This is a genomic window from Mycobacterium sp. ITM-2016-00317 (genome assembly GCF_002968295.1).
Classification (GTDB): Bacteria; Actinomycetota; Actinomycetes; order Mycobacteriales; family Mycobacteriaceae; genus Mycobacterium.
The window spans coordinates 3,354,856-3,372,998 of the sequence record NZ_CP134399.1; the positions used below are offsets into that span (position 1 = coordinate 3,354,856).

Here is an 18,143-nt window from a genome sequence, read left to right on the forward strand (position 1 = left end):
TCAGCTCACGGACGTCCACGCTTCGGGGTCTGGTTGGCCACCCCGTGCCGTAGCGGCGTGTTGGCCTCGGCGGCCGTCGACTCGCTGACCGGGGAACCGCCGGGGTTCGACTGCACGCCGGGCGCTCGACGCGGATCACCGGGCGACGGCTGCGCGCCGTCCTGCAACTCGCGCAGCCGTGCTTCCAGGATCTCCAGCACGGGGACCCTGGCCGCGTGCCCGGCCTCGTGCGTGAGCACCGTCTGCAGTTCGGCCTCGGTCAGCGACCGGATCCGATGCTGTAGATCGCCGGTGGTCAATTGGTCGTAGTCGGGCAGGGGCAGGTCTGCGGAAGTCGTCATCGGTATGCCTTTCACTCCACTACGGGGTACAGCGAGTCGCCGTCTTCCGGCGTGCCGTCGATCTGACCGGGATCCGCGACAAGGTCGACGGTGGCGTCGGCATCACGCGGGTCGACGTCGTCGGGCGTCACGTCGGGGACCTCCTCGGCCAACCGCTGGTCGAGCGTCTCGCCCTCCCGCTCCTCGTCGGCCGACATACCGAACTTGTCGGCCGCCACCCAGTCCTCGGGTGGATCCACCACCTCGTCGCCATCGGCGTTACGCACTTCATCAGAGTCGGTGGCCTCCATGGGGCTGAGCATGTCCTCAGCTCCGCCCAGGTCGTTGGCCGTGGCGCCGTCGGCGCCGTCGGTACTCACGCGCTCGTCTCCTTCCGTCCGAATGTCAGCACAATCCATAGCCACCGGCGCCGGGACTAAACCCTGCCCATGCGGGTATGCGGCACATCACGGAGGTGACCATGATGAAATCCGGCAACGGCCCCGAGGGTGTGGGTCAGCAAGATCCCGATGCAGATCCCGAGATGAAGACCTCGGGCGCCGGGCAACAGTCCGACCAGGCCGAAGGCGAAGACGACTCCGGCGAGAGGGGAACCTGACCCTCAGCGGCGACGCCTGCGCACCAGCCGTGTGACCAGTGCGCCGAGCACCAGCCAGGGTCCGACGATGACCACCGGATCCATCCATGCGTGTTTCACGTCGGTACGGCCGCGGCCGACCCGCGAGCGCCGGCCGCCACGGGTCAGTTCCGCGCGCACCCCGGTCTCGGCGATCATCCGGTCCGGCTTGAGCGTCAGCAGTGCCGTCACGCGGTGTTCGAGCACGTCGACGCGGTCGGCGTACAGCAGAATCAGCCAGTGCGCCGCACGGCCCTCGCTGAAGCGATAGGCGGCCCGCCGCAGCGCACCCGACAAGCCACGTAGCGGCTGAGCGGTTCCGAAAACCGGTGTCAGAAAGCGGTGTTCGATCGATCTTTCCCGCTGCCCGTGTTCCGGTTGGCGATCCGGAAACTCCCAGTGGGCGCCGGAATCGAGGTCGTGGCGCAACTTCGGTACCTGGGGGCGGTCCTTGGGATCCAGATCGGCGCCCCACCCGGGGATGCGGGCACGCAGCAGGGTGCTGTCGGGCGTCGGCGGATGCGCCGCGGTGTAGACGGGCACGTTGTTCGAGGGAGTGGCCATGAGGGTCTCCTGTCGGCTCTCAGTCGGGGTTGACGACGACGATCGGTTTGATGCAGTTGTCCAGCTTGGCGGAGAACATGTGGTAGCCCTCGGCGATCTCCTCCAGCGGAATATGGTGGGTCACAATGTCACTGGGATTGAGGTAGCCCTGTTGAATATGAGAGAGCAGACGTGGCCACTGTCGTTTCACCGGACACTGGTTGGCATTGATCGTCAGTCCCTTGTTCATCGCATCGCCGAACTTCACGGCGCTGAACATCGGGCCGTAGGCGCCCATCACCGACACCGTGCCACCTTTGCGCACCGAATCGATCGCCCAGTTGAGCGCGATGGGCGAACCGCCCTGCAGCTTGAGCTTGGCTGAGGTCACATGCATGAGCAGATTGCCGTCGGCTTCGGCGCCGACCGCGTCGATGACCACGTCGGCGCCGAGGAATCCGGTCGCCTTCTTCATCTCCACCACGATGTCGTCGCAGTGGGTGAAGTTGTAGGTCTCCGCGTGCGCGAACGTCTCGGCCTTCTCCAGGCGGTAGTCAAGGTGGTCCACGACGATGACCCGGCCCGCACCCATGAGCCAGGACGACTTCGCGGCGAACAGTCCCACCGGCCCCGCGCCGAACACGACAACCGTGTCACCCTCGACGATGTCGCCGAGTTGCGCACCGAAGTAGCCGGTCGGCAGCGCGTCGGTGAGCAGAACCGCATCGTCGTCGCTGAGCCAGTCCGGGATCTTGACCGGTCCGACGTCGGCGAACGGCACCCGCACGAACTCCGCCTGACCGCCGTCGTACCCGCCGCATGTGTGGGAGTAACCGTAGATGCCGCCGACTGCTGTGGCGTTCGGGTTGACGTTGTGGCAGTTCGAATACAGCCCGCGCGCACAGAAGTAGCAGGATCCGCAGAAGATGTTGAAGGGCACCATCACGCGGTCGCCGACGCTCAGGTTCTCTACGGACGGTCCGACTTCGTGGACCACTCCGATGAACTCGTGACCGAAGGTGTGGCCGACCCGGGTGTCCGGCATCAGCCCGTGGTAGAGGTGCAGATCTGACCCGCAGATCGCCGCGCGCTTGACCTGCACCACCGCGTCGTTGGGGTGCTCGATCTTCGGAATATCCTTTTCCTCGACCCGAATTCGGTACGGGCCCCGGTAGGTCATCGCCTTCATGTGGACATCAGCCTTTCTCGCTGCGTGACGAAGGAAGGGCAGCGCGGGGTGCTGCCTGGCCTCGGCAGCACCCCGCTCCTGCGGAGGTCGGTCAGGTCTTGTCGGGGTCTACCGCGTCCTTGAGTTTGCCCATCAACCCCTTCTCGGTTCCGAAGGCCGGCGGCCGGGGTTCGCCCATGGCTCCGTCGTAGGTGCAGTAGAGCTTCGGGTCCGGCGGCGGCCCGGACTGCAGGTCGCCGAGGGGTTGCGGATCGGCCAGGAAGCGGCCGGTGTGACGTCCGTCGGGCAGGGGTCCGTTGGCCCATCTGCCCTTGTCGGCGTCTGCCCCGTCGGACAGGTGCCACAGCGTGCTCGCGTGCTCCTCGAACTCCTCGTCGAACAGATCGTTCGGGGCCACCACGCCCTCCAGTCCGTCGGCCTGCAGCTCTTCGATCGCGGCGAGCCACATGTTCTGGTGATAGGTGTCGCGGGCCAGGTTGAACTTGAGCATCGCCTTGACGCCGGGATCGTCGGTCATGTGCCACAACCGGGCGGTCTGCACCCGTCCCTGCGCCTCGGCGGCGACGTTGGCGTAGAAGTCGGCCAGCAGGTTGCCTGACGCCACAATGTACTTGCCGTTCCAGGGCGATCCCTGGCTGTCGGACAGCGTCGGCGCACCACCGGAAATGATCGCCTGCTGCGGATCCATCCCTCCCATCACGGCGGCAACGACAGGGTCGCCGAGGGCGTTCTCGGTGGCATCGGTCGCGGGTGCGCCTTCGAGCAGTCGGGCGCACATCGTGGCGATCATCTCGACGTGACCGATCTCTTCGGTGGCCACATCCATGATCAGATCCTTGTACTTGCCCTTCATGCGGCAGTTCCACCCCTGCATCAGGTACTGCATGGTGACCGTCATCTCGCCGAACGCGCCTCCGAGCAACTCTTGGAGTTTGCGCGCGTAAACAGGGTCCGGCTTTTCGGGTTTCACGTCGAACTGCATGTAATCGGTATGGCGGAACATAACTCTCCAGTCGGCTAATAGGGTTCTCAGGACAGCCGGTCGGCACCGCAGCATCTACTCAGCCGGCGGCAGGACGGAAATACCCCACGGTGCCGGAATAAACCCCGATCGACGATTCGGGCTCACGAGTTTGAGTGGCGGCGGCGCGGGTATCGTCGCGAAACCTGACGACGTTCGCGAGATGAGGGACGGATGAGCATCACGACGGAGGCCCCGACACTGCCCGCGCTCCTGCGCGACCTCGCCGACACGTGCATCGAGGTGTTGCCGAAAGCCGATGGGTGCGGCTTGAGCATGCTGACCACCGACGGTCGGCGCATCACCTCGGTGGCCACGGACGTGACCGGTGAGCAGCTCAATGCGCTGCACGACCGCTATCGGGACAATCCGTGCGCCGAAGCGTGGCGGCATGCCGCCGTCGTCAAGGCGGCGACGTCGTCCACGGCCGGACGATGGCCACAGTGGATGACGCGGGTCCACGATCTCGGCGTCGGATCAGTGCTCACCACCGGACTGCACACGGCGGAGCGGCGGATCGGAACCGTCATGGTGTTCTCGTCGGAAGCCGGCGCATTCGGCGCGGCCGACGTGGCGTCTCTCTCGGTATTCGCCCGCACCGCCGCCGCACGTATCGATGCGCTCCAATCCGGCCGGACCGGCAGCGGCACAACAGTTCTCGGGGAGGCAAGCTAGGCGCCGCACGCCGCCGGGTCCTTAAGGGCTGCCCGTCGCACCGCGGTGCGCCGGCGGGCGCTAACGTCATGTCATGCATGCATTCAGGAAGGCCGTGGAGGCCCGCGACGAGGCCGCAATCGAGGCCCTGCTGGCCGATGACGTCGTATTCACCAGTCCGGTGGCGTTCAAGCCGCATCCGGGCAAACCGATCACGGCTGCGATCCTTCGTGGCGTCATGCGGGTTTTCGAGGACTTCCGCTATATCCGCGAAATCACCGACACCAACGGACGTGACCACGCGCTGGTCTTCGAAGCCACCGTCGCCGGCAAGGCGGTCACCGGTTGCGATTTCCTGCACGTCAACGACGACGGACTGATCGACGACTTCATGGTGATGGTCCGACCACTGTCGGGCGCCACCGCACTGGCCGACGCGATGGGCGCACAGTTCGACCGGATTCAACGCGAGGCGATCGAACGTAGCTGAGCAGCAACCGAAATTAGCTCGCGGTGAGCCGTTTTCGTGTGCCGGTTTTTTGTCGGTGGGTGGTGCGAGGATGGGGTCATGTCCTCGATGGCGCCGCCTGACACCGCCGATGTTTTGATGGGTCAGTCGGAGCGCCTGGACGGGTTTTTCGCCGAGTTGGCGGAGTTGGCGGGGCAGCGCAATGCCATTGACGGGCGGATCGCGGAGATCGCTGCGGAGATCGATAAGGCTCGGTTGTGGGGGTTTACCGGGGTGAAGTCGATGGAGGGGTTGATCGCGTGGAAGTTGGGCACCTCGCGGCGTAACGCCGAGACGATCGTGGCGGTGGCGCGGCGGATGACGGAGTTTCCCCGCTGTAGCGGGGGTTTGCGCGAGGGTCGGCTGTCGCTGGATCAGGTCGGGGCGATCGCCGAGGGTGCGGGCAAGGGCTCCGATGCCCATTACGCGGAGTTGGCTGCGCATTCCACGGTCAGTCAGTTGCGCACCGCGATCAAACAGGAACCCCGCCCCGAACCCGAACCTGAGCCATCTCCGGAACCCGAGCCTGAGCCTGACGTTGTGCCTGATCGGGGTGGTTTGGGGTCGATCTCCAAGACCAGCGACGGTGAGTTCACGTGTGGGCGGATCAGGCTTGCTGCCCCGGAAGCGGCGAAGTTCGAGGCCGCGCTGCACTCTCATCACGAGGCCTTGATCGCGCAGTGGAAGCACGACAGCGACGGTGCTGGTGTGGGGCGCCCACCGATGCCGGCTGCCATCGACGGGTTCATGGAGCTGGTCGATGCCGGCTGGGACGCCGAGGCCGCGCGTCGCCCGCACGGGCAGCACACCACCGTGGTGGTACACGTCGATGTCAAAGACCGCATCGCCGCGCTACATCTGGGGCCGGCGCTTTCGGTCGAGCAGCGCCGCTATCTGTCCTGTGATGCCACTTGCGAGGTGTGGTTCGAACGTGACGGGCAGGTCATCGGCTCCGGCAGAACGACCCGCACGATCAGCCGCCGGCTACGCCGGGCGCTGGAATACCGCGACCGCTCGTGTGTGGTGCCCGGCTGCGGGGCCACCAAAGGCTTGCATGCCCATCACCTGCAGCATTGGGAGGACGGCGGGCCCACCGACCTGGACAACCTGGTGCTGATCTGCCCGTTCCATCACCGCCTGCACCACCGCGGCGGAATCACCCTGACCGGACCGGCAGATCAGCTGGTCGTCACCGACCAGCGCGGCAGAACCTTGGAACCGGGCTCGTTGGCCCGGCCCCCGACTCAACCCCCACCCGAAGTGCGGCCTTATCGCGGACCGTCGGGCGAACGCATCCAATGGAAGTGGTACCACCCCTACCAACCCGAGCCACCAACGAGCAACTAACGCTCTGTGGGCCCTGAGGTCAGGACTGGATGGTGGTCGGCCTACCGTACGGGAAAACCTTGTAGGTCTTTGGGTTTCGTTCGGGAGCGGTTCGGCCGACAGCAGACCCGAATCGCCTTGGCCGCGCGACTCTCGCCGTGCGCGCCAGGTAGCGCACCACCTCACCGCCTCCGCTGGAGTGCCCCACGTGTACGGCGTCGTGGAGGTCGAGGTGCGCGACGACGCGAAAGCCCTTCTCCAAGAGGAACATCAGCTGGGAGTCCCGGTCGTCGGAGGACAGTGGCCATCCGTCGCTGAAAACGATCGGCTACCCCGCTATGCCGAAGTTCCGCTCACGCCGCGGGGTCTGCGCGGTACTATCCCGAATCGTGTCGACCACGCGGATGCTCCCGATGGGACTGATCCTGGCAACGCTGGGCCTGACCGCGCTCGCGCAGCCGGCAACAGTGAGCGCGGACGTGTGCGGGTCGGTCGGCGGACGCCACGTCTCGGTGAACGCGTGTGGCAACATCGCCGACGCGGTCGCCCCCTGGGTGCCGCCGCCGTCCGCGTATGCCCCGCTGCCCGAGGACTACAGCGCGGCACCGCCTCCGCCCCCACCACCTCCACCGCCGAATGTGACCGTGTGCGCGAACGTAGGACGGCGGATCTCCGTCAGCGGGTGCATTTAGGGACTACTGATCAGCGGTCTGTCCCGGATCGGCATGCCGTCATTCGTAGTTGATGTCGCCCGGGTTGAAACTCCGTGCAGAGAAGTCTATCTGGGCTGCCGGATTCGCGATGGCCGTCGTCAGTCCGGTTCCGAACGCACCCTCGCTGTCGTAGAGCGTCGCCGCGCCGACCGCCAGGCCCGCATGCGCGTGATGTGAATCGGCCTGGATACCGATCCAGTCGTCGACAGGAAGCCGGGACAGCGCCACGGTGAGATCGCCGTTGATGTAACCGACGCCCTCCGTGCCGAGATTGGTGACCAGGCTCGTCGCCTCGGCCACCATCACCGTCCGGACGAACGGTGAACTGTCCTCACCGGCCACCACCGGGATACCGTCGTTGAAAAACCGCTTACGCGAGACGTTTTGGTGCTCACCCGGCGACCGGGTCCAGCCGACCTCGTCGCTGCCGACGAACGGCTGGACGGCTCCGTCCGGCTCCGGGAACTCCGGCGCCGCCGACGCCGGCCGCCACAACTCCCCCGGTGGGGCCGCGGACGGCCGATACTGGATCAGGGTGGCGCGCGCGACCACGCGCCGATCCTGTACCACGTCGCACTCGGCGCTACGGACCCGACGTCCGTCGCGCACCACCCTGATGTCGAGCGTGGTGTGCGCGTTGCGGGCCGCACGGAACAGGTCGACGGTCAGCCTGGTCGGCTGGAACTCGGTCGATCCGCAGGACTTTTCGAGTCCGTATGCGACCAACCCGACGATCGCCGGTCCGTTGAGGTGGTCGGGCCCCCAGTGGCTCTGCGCGTACGGGGTCGGCGTGAATCCTGCGCCGGCGGCCAGGAAGTGGGCCGCCTCGACGGCCTCTGGTGTCTGCTGCTGCACGCTCTCAGTAGAACCCGTGAGCACCGGCCGTCCGGAACCGGGTTCCCACTGGCCTCACCGCCGGCTCGCCTCATCCTCCTCGGTGACGGCCCGTGCGCCGGGGTCCTCCCCGCCGGGCCGGCGCCCGCGCATGATCACGGCGGCCACCGCCAGCACCAGCACCACACCGCCGAGCACCCCGATCTCGACGACTGCGCGCGCGAAGTTCGGTCCGTTGTCGAGCAATGTCGCGGCCTCCACCGAGAGCACCACGATCTCCTTGATGCCCGCGAGGATGCCGACGATGAGGAACGGCTCCGCGACGATCTCGTGCGAACGCAGCGAGGTGCGTACCGCGTAGAGCAACTCGACGAAGATGAAGATCAGCAGCAGTCCGTCGAGGATCTCCAGCATGACGGTGTTGGCCGGGGCGCTGCGCAACCGCAGCATGGTGTTGAACTGGCTGATCAGCAGTGCGCCGGAGCCGATCACGAGCATCACCGCGATGGCCCAGTAGATCGCATCCTCCAGCACGCTCAGGATGCGATCGGCGACGCGCTGACGTTCCTCGGTCTGCTCTCCCGGTCTCGGCACCGACGTCGGCCCCTCAGCGATTCAGCTGCCAGATGCGTGTGGACAGCACCGTCGCGAACGTGCACCACAGTGGGTAGGGCGCCAGTGCGGCCCCAGCGGGGGCGTTCACCGCCCCGGCCCGGCGGGCGAGGTCCGCGCTGCTGACGGCCAGCGCACCTGCCACCACTGCGGCCGGGCCGAGCATGCGTCGATTGAAGAAGATCCAGCTCCAGCCGGCGTTCAGGACGAGATTCACTGCGAGCGCCCGTTCATAGGCACGAGCCTGCTCGGTGTCCCCGCGTTCGTCGAGTCTGTCGATCGTGGACGCCGACACCGCGGCGATGTCGCTGTACAACAGGTTCCAGACGATCGGGAACGCCGCGCTCGGCGGCTGAAAGTCCGGTTTCCGCAGTCGTCGGAACCAGGTCGACTGGACAGCGGGGCGGGTCGCCAGTGCTCCGACGGCGGCAGCGGTGAATGCCGCCCCTGCGGTCTTGGCGAGCGTCAACGGGCGCATGAGAGTCCTTTCCGGCGTGCGCGACGCGGCGGTGCGGCGCGCCTCGTGATCAGTACCCCGAGGACGCCGAGCCGAACCGGTCCGGCGCCGGCGGCCGCGCAGCGCGCGGTAGCCGCCGTAGAACACTGCGGCCACCGCGAAGTTCACGAAGTAGGCGATGTCGGCGCCGTGCCACGCCGCGGCCACCGGACCCTGGATCAGCGAGGAGTTCATGAACGGCACCGCGACGGCGTAGGACAGCACGAACACCACCAGTGCGGCGACCGCGTCCCGCCGGTCGGTGGTCTCGGTAGAGGGATCGAGCGTGCGGCGCCCCGCCGCGCGGTAGCGCCAGTCGATGACGACCACGGCGACGAACGCCGGGATCCAATAACTGATCAGCAGCAGCACATCCGTGAAGCGGGTCGCGGTGTCGGCCTCGTGCAACCACAGGACAAGGGCGAACGCCAGCACCGTGACGATCACCGCGGACACCGGCCGTCGGATCCGGACCCCGAGGGTCTGCAGCGCCAGGGAACCGCTGTAGTCGTTCATCACCCCCGACCCGACGGCAGCCACGGCGATCACCAGCAGCGCCAGGCCGCCGAGGAGTCCACCGCCCATCACCGTGCTGACGCCGTCGACGGTGTGCTCACCGACGGCACCCGCCGCGGCGATCCCGACACCCTGCACGAACACGTACCCGAGCGCGATGCCCGCGGTGGCGCAGCCGAACACCCGCGCCGGCGACACGTCGGTGGGCAGGTATCGGCTGAAGTCCGCCGCATAGGGCGCCCACGAGATGGCGAGGCTGAACGCGATCGTGACCTCCAGCACGAATGCCCCGGCCAGGTCGGGCCCGGAAACCGCGGCAGGCACCACGATCTCCTGGCCGCCGACGACCTTGACCGTGAACACCACGAACATGACGAACAGCACGACCGTCAGCACTGCCTGCACCCGGTGGATCAGCTCGTAGCCGAAGAATCCGACCACCCCCTGCACCCCGAGCACGATCGCCACCGCGGCCCAGAACGGGATGCCGAGCAGCGCGGCAAGCGCCTCACCACCGAACAACCCGACCAGCGCGTCCCATGCGATCGACGAAACCCATTGCAGTGCAGCGGGAACCACCACCGTGCCGCCGAAAGCCATGCGCGCGTTCGGAAGCTGGCCGGTGCCGGTGCGCGGGCCCCAGGTGGACAGATAGCCGACCACCTGCGCGCCGAGCAGCGTCCCGATCACCATCGCCAGTAGACCCAGCCAGAACCCGAGACCGAGCACGATGGCCAACGTGCCGGTGAAGACACCGGTCATGTTCACCTGCGGGGCGAACCACACAGTGAACAACCGGCCTGCGGATCCGTAGCGGTGGTCGGCGGGGACCGGCGCGATGCCGTGCGTCTCGACCGAGAGATCACCGGCGCCCGAGGGCCGGCGACCGCCGAACACGTCCCCGGCCAACGGGTCCGTCGAGGTTCCCTGCGACATGGTTCATTCGACCACGGCCGCCGCCGGCCGACCAGACGGAGCGCGGCGACAAACGGCGGGTCGTGACGCCCTCCGGGTCGCCTCGGTGGTGGCGCGACCGATTGGTCACGCTGCCGGGCCGGACTCCATAATCGGGAGAACTGAAGACCAGCTAACGAATGGAGCAGACCGTGGCGCACGCCGGCACCGGAGTACCCGGAGCTGCGCACGACACCCCGGTTCGCCGTCCACGCCTGCTGGTCGTCGGGCTCAGCATCGTCGTGCTCACGGTCGCGGTGCTGCAGACCGCGGTCGTCCCGGTGCTCGGCGTCATCGCCGACCAGCTCGACGTGTCGCTGGTGGCGGTCAGTTGGGCGGTCACCGCGAACCTGCTCGCCGCCGCGGCGGCCACCCCGCTGATCGGCCGCCTCGCCGACCTGTACCGCAAGAAGCGAGTCCTGCTCGCGGTGCTCGCGGTCGTCCTCGCCGGCTCGGTGCTGGCCGCGGTGACGTCGTCACTGGCTCTGCTGATCGTCGCGCGGGTGCTGCAGGCCGCGTCGTTCGCGCTGTACCCGATCTGCATCGCGATCCTGCGTGAGGAGTTGCCACCCGACCGGATGGTGTCGGCGATGGCGGTGCTGTCGGGCACGCTCGGTTTCGGCGGCGGCACCGGCCTGGTCGTGGTGGGACTGCTGATGAGCGGCGACGCGGGGTATCACCGGGTGTTCTGGTTGACCACGGCATTCACGGTCCTGGTGCTCGTCATCGTGGTCACGCTGGTGCCCGACCGGCGCCGCACCGCGGAGGGTTCGATCGACTGGCTCGGCGCGATCGGGCTGGCGGTGGGGCTGTCGTCGCTGCTGCTGGCCATCACGCAGGCCGGTGCGTGGGGCTGGGGTTCACCGCGCACGATCGGCGCTGCCTGCGGTGGCGTGGCGGTGCTGATCGCCTGGTGGTTCTGGGAGCGGCGGCTGACGCGCCCGCTGGTCTCGACCCGGATGCTGTCGCAGCGGTCGATGCTGTTCACCAATCTCGCGACGGTGTTCGTCGGGATGGGGCTGTACTTCGCGTTCCTGGGCCTGACCCAGTTCGTCCAGATCGACCGCGACACCGCGGGATACGGATTCAGCGCCGGGGTTTTAGAGGCCAGCGTGGTGTACCTGCTTCCCGGCGCGCTCACGGGCTTTCTCGTGGCGTTGATCAGTGGCCGGTTCATCGACCGGTTCGGCGCCCGGCCGGTGCTGATGGTCGCCGCGCTGGCCGGGATCGCCGGATTCCTGTTCATCGCGTTCGCGCACACCTCGCCGTGGCACGTGATCACCGCCAACATCCTGGCCAACGCCTACATCAGCCTCGGGTACGGCGCGCTGCCCGCACTGGTGGTCGGGGCCAGCCGGGCCGGCGAAACGGGCGTGGCCACCAGCATGAACGCGATCGCCCGCACGGTCGGCAGTTCGACCGCGGCCGCGATCGTCGCGCTGGCGCTGGCGCAGACCACGGTGGCAGGCACCCCGGCCGAGAGCAGTTTCACGCTGATCTTCTGCCTGGGCGCGGCGACGGCGGCCCTCGCGATGGTGCTGATCGCACTGTCGCGGCCGCGGGCGGTGCAGTCCGACGAGGCCCGTCTGGTGACCCGGGCCATGAATCACGAGTGGGGCTGACGGACCCGAGCGGTCAGCGCAGCTCGGCCAGATTGCACACCGAGCGGTGCACGTCGCCCCTGATCACCTTCGCGACGACGTTGCCCACCGGAGTGGACAGCAGCCCCCCGGACAGCTCGGCAGCCACCCCGAACGACGAACCTTCCGCGCCCGCGGGTTCCACCTGCAGCGTCAACGCGATGCGCACACCGCCGCGGCCGGTGCCCACCAGTTCGATCTCCTTGGGCTCGTCATAGCGGGTCACCCGCCAGTTGATGACGTTGCGGAACCCCTTGACCTTGATCAACGACGCCACCTGCGTGTCGACCTCGATCTCGGCGGGGACCGCGCTCTTCCAGCCGCCGAAGATCGTCAGCCATTCATCGAACCGCTTCAGGTCCGAGGCCAGCTCCCAGGCCTGTTCGGGACTCAGATCGGACGTCACGGACACATCGACAGTCGCCATGGGTGTTCACTACCCCACCAGGTCCTCGACGTAAACGGCGCCGAACCGCGAGGTCGAACTGCCAAACTCGTCACGGCGACGACGCCAGGCCGGCCCCTGCGCGGTTCCGGCGTCGGTACAGCGCGGCCTCTTGCGCGGATTCTCTCGTCAAGCCGGGGGTGTGACGAAGGAATCCATTGTGGAAATGTAAATTCGTTGCGGAATCACTTGCGAAGGCCCGCGCGATCCGCGAAGGTTTACCCACAGCCACGACGGCTGTCCCCGAGGAGGACCTGCCCTGACCGGCACACACACAACCGATGCGGACCGAACTTCAGGTGCGCAGGGAACCGCGGCTGCCCGCCCCAAGGGCGCCCCGGTGATCGAAATCGACCATGTCACGAAGCGCTTCGGCGACTACGTCGCCGTCGCGGACGCCGATTTCTCGATCGCGCCCGGAGAGTTCTTCTCCATGCTCGGCCCTTCCGGGTGCGGCAAGACCACGACGTTGCGGATGATCGCGGGATTCGAGACCCCGACCGAAGGGGCGATCCGCCTCGAAGGTGCGGACGTGTCGCGGACCCCACCCAACAAACGCAACGTCAACACGGTGTTCCAGCACTACGCGCTGTTCCCGCACATGTCGGTCTGGGACAACGTCGCCTACGGTCCGCGCAGCAAGAAGCTCGGCAAGGCAGAGGTCCGCAAGCGCGTCGACGAACTGCTGGAGATCGTGCGGCTGACCGACTTCGCCGAACGCAGGCCGGCACAGCTGTCCGGCGGACAGCAGCAGCGGGTCGCGTTGGCGCGGGCGCTGGTGAACTATCCCAGCGCGCTGCTCCTCGACGAACCGCTGGGGGCGCTCGACCTCAAACTGCGCCACGTCATGCAGTTCGAGCTCAAGCGCATCCAGCGGGAGGTCGGGATCACGTTCATCTACGTGACCCACGACCAGGAAGAGGCGCTCACGATGAGTGACCGCATCGCGGTGATGAACGCCGGCAACGTCGAACAGATCGGCAGCCCGACCGAGATCTACGACCGGCCCGCGACCGTGTTCGTCGCCAGCTTCATCGGGCAGGCCAACCTGTGGGCCGGCCGCGCCACCGGCCGCACCAACCGCGACTTCGTCGAGATCGACGTGCTCGGCTCGACGCTCAAGGCGCGTCCGGGCGAGACCACGATCGAGCCGGGCGGGCACGCGACCCTGATGGTGCGACCGGAACGCATCCGGGTCACGCCGGGCTCCCAGGATGCCCCGACCGGAGACGTCGCGTGCGTGCGCGCCACCGTCACCGACCTGACCTTCCAGGGTCCGGTGGTGCGCCTCTCGCTGGCCGCCCCGGACGACTCGACCGTGATCGCCCACGTCGGCCCCGAACAGGACCTGCCGCTGCTGCGCCCCGGCGACGAGGTGTACGTCAGCTGGGCCCCGGACGCGTCGCTGGTGCTTCCCGGCGACGACATCCCCACCACCGAGGATCTCGAAGAGATGCTCGACGACTCCTGAGTCACACTTCCCGATTGCCGACCCCACCCCCTTCCCTGGAGCCGACGAAAGGCACACCCCGCATGTCCCGTGAGATCGACCCCCAGCTGCTGGCCCGGATGACCGCACGCCGTACCTCGCGCCGCCGCTTCATCGGCGGTGGCGCCGCGGCCGCCGCGGGCCTGGCCCTCGGTTCGTCGTTCCTGGCGGCATGCGGCTCCGACAGCGGGACCTCAAGCACCACGTCGCAGGACAGTGGCGGCCCCGCCAGCGGCGCCCTGCGCGTCTCCAACTGGCCGCTCTATATGGCCGACGGTTTCATCGCAGCGTTCCAGACCGCCTCGGGCATCACGGTCGACTACAAAGAAGACTTCAACGACAACGAGCAGTGGTTCGCCAAGGTCAAGGAGCCGTTGTCGCGCAAGCAGGACATCGGCGCCGACCTGGTGATCCCCACCGAGTTCATGGCCGCGCGCGTCAAGGGCCTGGGATGGCTCAATGAGATCAGCGAAGCCGGCGTGCCCAATCGCAAGAATCTGCGTCAGGACCTGTTGAACTCGAGCATCGACGAGGGCCGCAAGTTCACCGCGCCGTACATGACCGGCATGGTCGGTCTCGCCTACAACAAGGCAGCCACCGGACGCGATATCCGCACCATCGACGACCTCTGGGATCCCGCGTTCAAGGGCCGCGTCAGTCTGTTCTCCGACGTCCAGGACGGCCTCGGCATGATCATGCTCTCGCAGGGCAACTCGCCGGAGAATCCGACCACCGAGTCCATTCAGCAGGCGGTCGATCTGGTCCGCGAACAGAACGACAGGGGTCAGATCCGGCGCTTCACCGGCAACGACTACGCCGACGACCTGGCCGCAGGCAACATCGCCATCGCGCAGGCGTACTCCGGTGACGTCGTGCAGCTGCAGGCGGACAACCCCGATCTGCAGTTCATCGTCCCCGAATCCGGCGGCGACTGGTTCGTCGACACGATGGTGATCCCGTACACCACGCAGAACCAGAAGGCCGCCGAGGCGTGGATCGACTACATCTACGACCGAGCCAACTACGCCAAGCTGGTCGCGTTCACCCAGTTCGTGCCCGCACTCTCGGACATGACCGACGAACTCGCCAAGGTCGATCCTGCATCGGCGGAGAACCCGCTGATCAACCCGTCGCCCGAGGTGCAGGCGAACCTGAAGTCGTGGGCGGCACTGACCGACGAGCAGACGCAGGAGTTCAACACCGCGTACGCCGCCGTCACCGGCGGCTGACGCGGTGGTAGTGCCGATGCGAGGAGCATAAATGGCAGGTGTCGCCACCAGCAGCCGTCAGCGGAGCAAGGTCGCTCCGTATCTGATGGTCCTGCCGGCGCTCGCATATCTCGCGATCTTCTTCGTGGTGCCGTTCTTCTCACTGGCACGCACCTCGTTGTCGGAGACCGGCGGCTCGGTGTTCATGCCGACGCTGACGTTCGCCTGGGACTTCGGCAACTACGTCGACGCGTTCACGATGTACCACGAGCAGATCTTCCGCTCGTTCGGCTACGCGTTCGTCGCCACGGTGCTGTGCCTGCTGCTGGCGTTCCCGCTGGCCTACGTCATCGCGTTCAAGGCCGGCCGGTTCAAGAACCTGATCCTGGGGCTGGTGATTCTGCCGTTCTTCGTCACGTTCCTGATCCGCACCATCGCGTGGAAGACGATCCTGGCCGACGAAGGCTGGTTGGTCACCGCGCTGGGCGCCATCGGGCTGCTACCTGACGAGGGCCGGCTGCTGTCCACCAGCTGGGCGGTCATCGGTGGACTCACCTACAACTGGATCATCTTCATGATCCTGCCGCTGTACGTCAGCCTGGAGAAGATCGACCCGCGTCTGCTGGAGGCCTCCCAGGACCTCTACTCGTCGGCGCCGCGCAGCTTCGGCAAGGTGATCCTGCCGATGGCGATGCCCGGGGTGCTGGCCGGGAGCATGCTGGTCTTCATCCCTGCGGTCGGCGACTTCATCAACGCCGACTATCTCGGCAGTACCCAGACCACGATGATCGGCAATGTGATCCAGAAGCAGTTCCTGGTCGTCAAGGACTATCCGGCCGCGGCTGCGCTGAGCCTGGGGCTGATGCTGCTGATCCTGATCGGCGTGCTGCTCTACACGCGGGCGCTGGGTTCGGAGGATCTGGTATGACCACCCAGGCCGGCGCCGCACTGGCCACCGCCGCCCAGCAGGATCCCACGCCGAAGAAGGTGCGCGCCCGCCGCCGTTGGGGCGACATGGCGCTGCGGGCCGCTGCGGTCTTCGTGTTGCTGTACCTGTTCCTGCCGATCTTCGTGATCGTGTTGTTCTCGTTCAACAAGCCGGCAGGCAAGTTCAACTACACGTGGCAGGGCTTCACGCTGGAGAACTGGCTGGACCCGTTCAAGTACCCGGCGCTGACCCAGGCGCTGAAACTCAGCCTCAACGTGGCAGCGGTGTCCACCGCCGTCGCACTGGTGCTGGGCACTCTGGTCGCGATCGCCCTGGTCCGGCAGCGGTGGCGCGGGCAGCGCGCCGTGGACACCTTCCTGGTGCTGCCGCTGACCGCACCCGAGGTGGTGATGGGCGCGGCGCTGCTGACACTGTTCCTGGACTTCAACACCTCCGCCGGTTACGTGACGATCGTGTTGTCGCACATCGCCTTCGAGGTCAGTTTCATCGCGATGACGGTGCGTGCGCGGGTACGTGGCTTCGACTGGACGCTGGAGGACGCGTCGCTGGATCTGGGCGCCGGGCCGGTGCGCACGTTCTTCAAGGTGACGTTGCCGTTGATCGTGCCCGGCATCGTCGCCGCGGCGATGCTGTCGTTCGCGCTGTCGCTCGACGATTTCATCATCACGTACTTCGTCAGCGGCGCCGAGGTGACCTATCCGCTGTACGTCAACGCGGCGGTGAAGGCGGCCGTGCCGCCGCAGATCAACGTGCTGGCCACAGCGATCCTGCTGGTCAGCCTGCTGCTGCTGGGCGTCAGCACGCTGTACCGGCGCAAGAAGTTCCAGGGCTGAGCCCTCGGCGGAGTCAGGGCGTCAGGCGGACGGTCACGGTGACCCGGCCCTGGTCGTCCTGCTCGGCCACCGCGTGGCCGGCACGGTCGGCACCGTCGAAGTTCCTCAGCGTGATCGGTCCGCCGTCGCCGGTGAAGTTGCGCCACCAGGTCTTCTTGTCCGGTGCCATCACCCTGATCACGACCGTGTCGCCGGTGCGCTGGTAGTTCACCGGGGTCTGGAACGTCTGGCCCGAGCGCCTACCGGTGTAGCGGATCACCACCATGCTGCGGCGCACCAGTGGACCGATCACCGGAGCATCGATCAGGTGTGCCGCGCCCGCGTTGACCACTCCGACGAGTGGCGAGTCGAAGATTCCTCTGGACATGGGCTCCACGCTAACCGCGCTAACCGACTTCGAGCGGCACCGGTGCCGCGCGGGCACCACCGCGGGCCGCGCCGATCCCGGCGGCCACCACGAACCCGATCCCGACGATGCCGAGCGCACCGGGGGCCTGATGCAGGATCGCGAACCCCAGACCCATCGCCAACGCCGGTTCCAGCGCCATCAGGGTGCCGAACGCGGCGGCGGTGAGCCGGCGCAACGCCAGCAGTTCCAGCGCGAACGGCACCACGGGCAGCAGAATCGCCAGCCCGACCCCGATCAGCAGGATCTGGGGTGTCATCCGGTCGAAGACGGCCGGGCCGACGGTCAGGGTGGCGGTCAGGCCCGCCACCGGCATCGAGACCGCCAGCCCACTGATCCCGGCGACGTCGTCGCCGACCTTCTGGGTCAGCAGGATGTATCCGGCCCAGCAGACCGCCGCGGTGAGTGCACACCCGACACCGACCGGATCGACCGCACCGCTCCACGGTTGGGTCAGCAACAGCACACCGGCGGCTGCCAACCCCGGCCAGACCCATCGGCCCCGCCCGCGGCCCCGCGCCACCGCCACTCCTAGCGGGCCGAGGAACTCCAACGCACTGGCGGTGCCGAGCGGGATGCGCGCCACCGCGGCCATGAACAGCAAGGTGATCGCGGCGGTGACCACACCGAGCACCACACACAGCAGAAAGCTCTTGCGGGTGAACGCGTTCCGTCGTGGGCGGACGATGACCAGCAACAGGATGCCCGCCCATGCCAGCCGCAGCCAGGCGGCGCCCTCGACACCGATCTCGTCGATCAGGGTCACCGAGATCGCGAGTCCGAGCTGCACGCACACCATCGCGGCCACCGCCATGAGTGCGCCGGTGCGTGCCTGATCAGTCGCCATGGA

At 67.3% G+C, this 18,143-nt stretch carries 21 protein-coding genes and 2 pseudogenes; 10 read left to right on the forward strand and 13 right to left on the reverse strand.

The window, feature by feature from the left end; genetic code table 11:
• Nucleotides 1–5: 5 nt before the first annotated feature.
• Nucleotides 6–341: a hypothetical protein gene (locus C6A87_RS15955; protein WP_311113180.1), complete on the reverse strand. Its 336-nt coding sequence runs from the start codon at nt 339–341 to the stop codon at nt 6–8.
• 11 nt (nt 342–352) lie between these two features.
• On the reverse strand, nt 353–739 hold the full coding sequence (locus C6A87_RS15960) for a hypothetical protein (RefSeq protein WP_396836879.1): 387 nt from the start codon (nt 737–739) through the stop codon (nt 353–355).
• A gap of 38 nt (nt 740–777) precedes the next feature.
• On the opposite strand from C6A87_RS15960, the gene C6A87_RS15965 reads away from it, so the two are divergent.
• Nucleotides 778–939: a hypothetical protein gene (locus C6A87_RS15965; protein WP_311113181.1), complete on the forward strand. Its 162-nt coding sequence runs from the start codon at nt 778–780 to the stop codon at nt 937–939.
• Between the two features lie 3 nt (nt 940–942).
• Here the strand turns inward: C6A87_RS15965 and C6A87_RS15970 are convergent, their stop codons facing one another.
• From C6A87_RS15970 to C6A87_RS15980, 3 genes are all read right to left on the reverse strand, one after another.
• Nucleotides 943–1,521, reverse strand: a complete 579-nt coding sequence (locus C6A87_RS15970; RefSeq protein ID WP_311113182.1) for a hypothetical protein — start codon at nt 1,519–1,521, stop codon at nt 943–945.
• Nucleotides 1,522–1,540: 19 nt separating this feature from the next.
• Nucleotides 1,541–2,689: a zinc-dependent alcohol dehydrogenase gene (locus C6A87_RS15975; protein WP_311113183.1), complete on the reverse strand. Its 1,149-nt coding sequence runs from the start codon at nt 2,687–2,689 to the stop codon at nt 1,541–1,543.
• Between the two features lie 91 nt (nt 2,690–2,780).
• On the reverse strand, nt 2,781–3,692 hold the full coding sequence (locus C6A87_RS15980; RefSeq protein ID WP_311113184.1) for a manganese catalase family protein: 912 nt from the start codon (nt 3,690–3,692) through the stop codon (nt 2,781–2,783).
• A 192-nt stretch (nt 3,693–3,884) separates the two neighbouring features.
• Between C6A87_RS15980 and C6A87_RS15985 the strand changes: the two genes are divergently transcribed.
• From C6A87_RS15985 to C6A87_RS15995, 3 genes are all read left to right on the forward strand, one after another.
• Nucleotides 3,885–4,385 (forward strand): GAF domain-containing protein, encoded by a 501-nt coding sequence (locus C6A87_RS15985; protein ID WP_311113185.1) that lies wholly within the window; start codon nt 3,885–3,887, stop codon nt 4,383–4,385.
• Between the two features lie 73 nt (nt 4,386–4,458).
• On the forward strand, nt 4,459–4,854 hold the full coding sequence (locus C6A87_RS15990; protein WP_311113186.1) for a nuclear transport factor 2 family protein: 396 nt from the start codon (nt 4,459–4,461) through the stop codon (nt 4,852–4,854).
• 78 nt (nt 4,855–4,932) lie between these two features.
• Complete coding sequence (locus C6A87_RS15995) at nt 4,933–6,219, forward strand: HNH endonuclease signature motif containing protein (protein WP_311113187.1); 1,287 nt, start codon at nt 4,933–4,935, stop codon at nt 6,217–6,219.
• A gap of 92 nt (nt 6,220–6,311) precedes the next feature.
• Here the strand turns inward: C6A87_RS15995 and C6A87_RS16000 are convergent.
• Nucleotides 6,312–6,526, reverse strand: a pseudogene (locus C6A87_RS16000) (alpha/beta hydrolase); the annotation flags it as partial.
• A 76-nt stretch (nt 6,527–6,602) separates the two neighbouring features.
• Here C6A87_RS16000 and C6A87_RS16005 point away from each other — a divergent pair.
• On the forward strand, nt 6,603–6,890 hold the full coding sequence (locus C6A87_RS16005) for a hypothetical protein (protein WP_396837102.1): 288 nt from the start codon (nt 6,603–6,605) through the stop codon (nt 6,888–6,890).
• A 39-nt stretch (nt 6,891–6,929) separates the two neighbouring features.
• Here the strand turns inward: C6A87_RS16005 and C6A87_RS16010 are convergent, their stop codons facing one another.
• The 4 genes and pseudogenes from C6A87_RS16010 to C6A87_RS16025 all read right to left on the reverse strand — a co-directional run.
• The gene (locus C6A87_RS16010; RefSeq protein WP_311113188.1) at nt 6,930–7,766 is read right to left on the reverse strand and encodes an acyl-CoA thioesterase domain-containing protein; all 837 of its coding nucleotides are present in this window, start codon (nt 7,764–7,766) and stop codon (nt 6,930–6,932) included.
• Between the two features lie 54 nt (nt 7,767–7,820).
• On the reverse strand, nt 7,821–8,339 hold the full coding sequence (locus C6A87_RS16015) for a phosphate-starvation-inducible PsiE family protein (protein WP_311113189.1): 519 nt from the start codon (nt 8,337–8,339) through the stop codon (nt 7,821–7,823).
• A gap of 13 nt (nt 8,340–8,352) precedes the next feature.
• A complete protein-coding gene (locus C6A87_RS16020) occupies nt 8,353–8,835 on the reverse strand; it encodes a TspO/MBR family protein (RefSeq protein WP_311117958.1) in 483 nt (160 codons plus the stop codon).
• 90 nt (nt 8,836–8,925) lie between these two features.
• A pseudogene (locus C6A87_RS16025) lies at nt 8,926–10,305 on the reverse strand (purine-cytosine permease family protein); the annotation flags it as partial.
• A 158-nt stretch (nt 10,306–10,463) separates the two neighbouring features.
• Between C6A87_RS16025 and C6A87_RS16030 the strand changes: the two are divergent.
• The gene (locus C6A87_RS16030; protein WP_311113190.1) at nt 10,464–11,945 is read left to right on the forward strand and encodes an MFS transporter; all 1,482 of its coding nucleotides are present in this window, start codon (nt 10,464–10,466) and stop codon (nt 11,943–11,945) included.
• Nucleotides 11,946–11,958: 13 nt separating this feature from the next.
• Here C6A87_RS16030 and C6A87_RS16035 read toward each other — a convergent pair whose 3' ends face one another.
• On the reverse strand, nt 11,959–12,390 hold the full coding sequence (locus tag C6A87_RS16035; protein WP_311113191.1) for an SRPBCC family protein: 432 nt from the start codon (nt 12,388–12,390) through the stop codon (nt 11,959–11,961).
• Between the two features lie 358 nt (nt 12,391–12,748).
• On the opposite strand from C6A87_RS16035, the gene C6A87_RS16040 reads away from it, so the two are divergent.
• From C6A87_RS16040 to C6A87_RS16055, 4 genes are all read left to right on the forward strand, one after another.
• Nucleotides 12,749–13,879 (forward strand): ABC transporter ATP-binding protein, encoded by a 1,131-nt coding sequence (locus tag C6A87_RS16040; protein WP_311113192.1) that lies wholly within the window; start codon nt 12,749–12,751, stop codon nt 13,877–13,879.
• Between the two features lie 62 nt (nt 13,880–13,941).
• Nucleotides 13,942–15,126: a spermidine/putrescine ABC transporter substrate-binding protein gene (locus C6A87_RS16045; RefSeq protein ID WP_311113193.1), complete on the forward strand. Its 1,185-nt coding sequence runs from the start codon at nt 13,942–13,944 to the stop codon at nt 15,124–15,126.
• Nucleotides 15,127–15,157: 31 nt separating this feature from the next.
• On the forward strand, nt 15,158–16,033 hold the full coding sequence (locus C6A87_RS16050) for an ABC transporter permease (protein WP_311113194.1): 876 nt from the start codon (nt 15,158–15,160) through the stop codon (nt 16,031–16,033).
• Nucleotides 16,030–16,887, forward strand: coding sequence for an ABC transporter permease (locus C6A87_RS16055; RefSeq protein WP_311113195.1), 858 nt, complete (start codon nt 16,030–16,032; stop codon nt 16,885–16,887). The genes C6A87_RS16050 and C6A87_RS16055 overlap by 4 nt, the downstream gene beginning before the upstream one ends.
• A gap of 13 nt (nt 16,888–16,900) precedes the next feature.
• Here the strand turns inward: C6A87_RS16055 and C6A87_RS16060 are convergent, their stop codons facing one another.
• Together C6A87_RS16060 and C6A87_RS16065 are read right to left on the reverse strand one after the other, a co-directional pair.
• Nucleotides 16,901–17,254, reverse strand: coding sequence for a hypothetical protein (locus C6A87_RS16060; RefSeq protein WP_311113196.1), 354 nt, complete (start codon nt 17,252–17,254; stop codon nt 16,901–16,903).
• 19 nt (nt 17,255–17,273) lie between these two features.
• Nucleotides 17,274–18,140 carry an EamA family transporter gene (locus tag C6A87_RS16065; RefSeq protein WP_311113197.1) on the reverse strand — a complete coding sequence of 289 codons (867 nt, stop codon included), beginning with the start codon at nt 18,138–18,140 and terminating at the stop codon, nt 17,274–17,276.
• Nucleotides 18,141–18,143 lie beyond the last annotated feature (3 nt).